A 3,069-nucleotide genomic window follows, 5' to 3' on the forward strand; every position below is an offset into this window, starting at 1 on the left:
AGCCGTGTGCGATGAAAGTCGCAAGCACGGTTCCGAATGGGAGGGAGAAGATGGTAACATCTTCTCTCGACCCTACCATGTGGAGTAGATAAATTATGACTCAATCTCCTACGACAATATCGATCGATCGCATTCTCGAACAAGATGCCGAATCTGTACTGATTTGGGCAAACAACGTATTTTCAGCTCAAACCGCCCAACCACAAGACTTTAACTGGCTGTTATTAGCCGATGCGGCCTCTGCAAAGGCTCGAAAAGGTGAAAATAGTTCCGGTTTGTTCGATCGCACATGGGCAGAAGTAGCGATCGCAATATACGATCGCAAGGCCGATGAAGCCGATCGCAAAAAACCAGGTAGTGGCGAGTCTTTTACGATTTCCTCAATGATGCTGCGGGCTGCGGGGATAGGAAAACTCGGAGTAATTTATGAGCATCCTGTTCTCGATGTTAACTTAATTCTAAAATGGTTTTGGGATAACATCAAAGAGTCGCGGGAAGATGTGGAAAAAAAGGCGGCTAATTGGAAAACGCTACCCATTGCAGAAATTCGCGAGTTAAGACAACTAAAAAATCGATTGAAAGTTATTGCTGCACTAGCTGACACTGATAAATGTGTTTTAGATGAAGAACTCAGCACTTGGCTTTCAGTGCGGGAGAAACTGCCATAAGTGCGATCGCGAGCGAGTCCCAAAGGAGATAGAGTCATGTTTGACTATAAACTTGTAGAAAATAAACTCCATCAAGCCATTAACATCGTGAAACCACAACTTTCAGATACTCAAATAGAATTTTTGGTTTCAGACATTCAGGCGGGCGAGTGGAATTTGGCGTTAGAGACTTTGTGCGATATTCTCATTAAAGAAGAAATTCCCATAGATTTAAAGGGTTATGAACTCTTGCAAGAAGTGGGCAATATCTTGAACATGGAACGGGAAACTTGGGAGATGCTAAAAGTCCAAGTAACTCCTTGAGTGAGTTTCAATAAAGGAGGTTTTTTATGTCTCGCACACTAGATATTTTTGTAGATTTTCCGCAGGACATAAAACATTTAATCAAAGAATTAGAGTTGATATTGGCTCTAAAATTCGAGCTTGTTTCTGATGGTACTGACAACTGGTATGAGTTTCGGAACTCAACAATCACTCTTACTGTAGGAAAGCATGATTTTGAAAACGATCGAAATATAAGATTTGAAGAATACCCTTATAACCTATCAATCAGAGCGTTGAACATCTCGAATGAACTTGAGAGGCAAAAGTGGCGTGATGATTTTGCTAGTTATGTTTTCCAAAAGTTGAAAGCTACAGAAAGCTATCGTTTAATGCTGGTGGATGACCTACAAGTGAAGTTAGAGGAGTTTGCGCCATTGGTGAAGGTTTGATCGAACATCATAATAGGCTTAGATGAAACAGGAAATTTAAAAGTAGTTTTCCATAGCTTTAAACAAACCGATCGCACTTCTTGCATAATTTGGCTCATTTGGGCCCGTAAAGCTAACTTCAGCGTAAGGATTCAGGTCTAAAAACTTGCGGCTCCAACGCTTGTCTGGTAAGGGTTTGAGGGCAAAATAATGGTTTTTGTCCTTCGTGGTTGATTGTCAATAAATGACGAAAAATGACAGTTTTTCGTCATTTATTGATAATAGATATTTATTGAGCATCAAGCTCCAGAGCTAAAGTCTTTGCCCAGCAAGGAGTTCAGTGACCTGAATCCTTACACTTCAGCGATAAATTATCGAATATGTTACACTTTATGTCTAGAGAAGAGAAAGGGAGTCAAACAAAATGACAACTATCCAATCAATGACAAGTGCAATAACATCCCTTTATGAACAGGATTTTTATCTGTGGCTACAGACAACTATCAACTTATTAAAAGAGGGAAAGTTTTCTGAAATAGATTTAGAGAACTTATTAGAGGAACTAGAAAGTATGGGGAGAAGCGATAAAAATGCTTTAAAAAGTAATTTGAGGGTACTTTTAATGCACTTGCTTAAGTATAAATATCAGCCAGAAAAACGAACAAATAGTTGGGTGTACACCATTCGTGAACATCGTAAACGCATCCGAGATACCTTCAAAACCAGTCCGAGTTTATATCGTTTTTTTGAAGAGATTTTTAATGAATCTTATCAAGATGCTAGGGAGTTAGCCGCAGATGAAACAGGTTTATATATTGCGATATTTCCCCCAGAATCTCCCTTTAATGAAGAAGAAGTTCTTAATCCTGATTTTTTACCGCCTGACAGCGATCGGCATGAAAATCCTGAAAATATTGAATAATTGAATCAGATATCCTTCTCTGTACTAATCGGTCATAGTATCATCGAATATGCAAAAGTGAGGAAATAACTGTGGTCACTGCTATTGCTGCACAGAAAAATTTTACTTTAGAAGAATTCATGGCTAATCCCCCCGACAACATGGAATGGGTGGACGGACAACTCGTTGAGAAAAATGGAGCCACGCTCAAGCATGGTAAAATTCAATCAAGGCTGGGTTGTGCTTGGGCAAATTACATGATTTTCAGCAAACAAGGAGGAGAATTTTATATTTCACCACCTTGCCGCACTAGCCGACAAATTCGCCGTCCCGATGTCGCCTATCTCACACCCGAATTAGTCGCACAATTTGGCAACCTTGCCACTTTACCCCAAAGTTTTCCCCTAATTGCCGAAATAGTTTCACCCACCGATATCGCTGAAGATGTCTTTCTCAAAGCACAGGAATATTTAGAATCTAGCTGTCAGGAAGTCTGGCTAGTTTTTCCCGAAAGTCGTTTAATATTCGTGATGACTCAAAATCAAATATTGACATTTAGATCCGGCGATACCGCCAGCACTCAACAAATCCTGATCGGTTTTAACATCGAGGTCGATCGATTGCTAGCTTAAACTAAATTTTACAACCTTTCATGTAGCAGCACGCCACACAAAACACGCCTCTACCCGTCGCACCAGTTCTGAAATCAAATTGCTAAGTAGGTCGGCGCAAAAAAACCGAACTATGTTAAAATAAGTAAAGAAAGAGAAGACATTTACTGAGGTAACTCAATATATGGGCGCTAGAT

At 39.9% G+C, this 3,069-nt stretch carries 5 protein-coding genes; all 5 read left to right on the forward strand.

The window, feature by feature from the left end; genetic code table 11:
- Positions 1 to 95: 95 nt before the first annotated feature.
- The 5 genes from QUA44_RS30200 to QUA44_RS30220 all read left to right on the forward strand — a co-directional run bounded on the left by QUA44_RS30200 (position 96) and on the right by QUA44_RS30220 (position 2,893).
- Positions 96 to 668, forward strand: a complete 573-nt coding sequence (locus QUA44_RS30200) for a hypothetical protein (protein WP_333257542.1) — start codon at positions 96 to 98, stop codon at positions 666 to 668.
- A gap of 36 nt (positions 669 to 704) precedes the next feature.
- Complete coding sequence (locus QUA44_RS30205) at positions 705 to 971, forward strand: MafI family immunity protein (protein WP_333257538.1); 267 nt, start codon at positions 705 to 707, stop codon at positions 969 to 971.
- A gap of 26 nt (positions 972 to 997) precedes the next feature.
- Entirely contained in the window at positions 998 to 1,381 is a 384-nt protein-coding gene (locus QUA44_RS30210; protein ID WP_333257536.1) for a hypothetical protein, read from the forward strand.
- Positions 1,382 to 1,784: 403 nt separating this feature from the next.
- Positions 1,785 to 2,282 (forward strand): DUF29 domain-containing protein, encoded by a 498-nt coding sequence (locus QUA44_RS30215; RefSeq protein ID WP_333257533.1) that lies wholly within the window; start codon positions 1,785 to 1,787, stop codon positions 2,280 to 2,282.
- A gap of 71 nt (positions 2,283 to 2,353) precedes the next feature.
- A complete protein-coding gene (locus QUA44_RS30220) occupies positions 2,354 to 2,893 on the forward strand; it encodes a Uma2 family endonuclease (RefSeq protein WP_333257530.1) in 540 nt (179 codons plus the stop codon).
- Positions 2,894 to 3,069: the final 176 nt, after the last annotated feature.

Origin of the sequence: Microcoleus sp. N9_A2 (assembly GCF_036701775.1) — a bacterium.
Taxonomy (GTDB): Bacteria; Cyanobacteriota; Cyanobacteriia; order Cyanobacteriales; family Microcoleaceae; genus Microcoleus.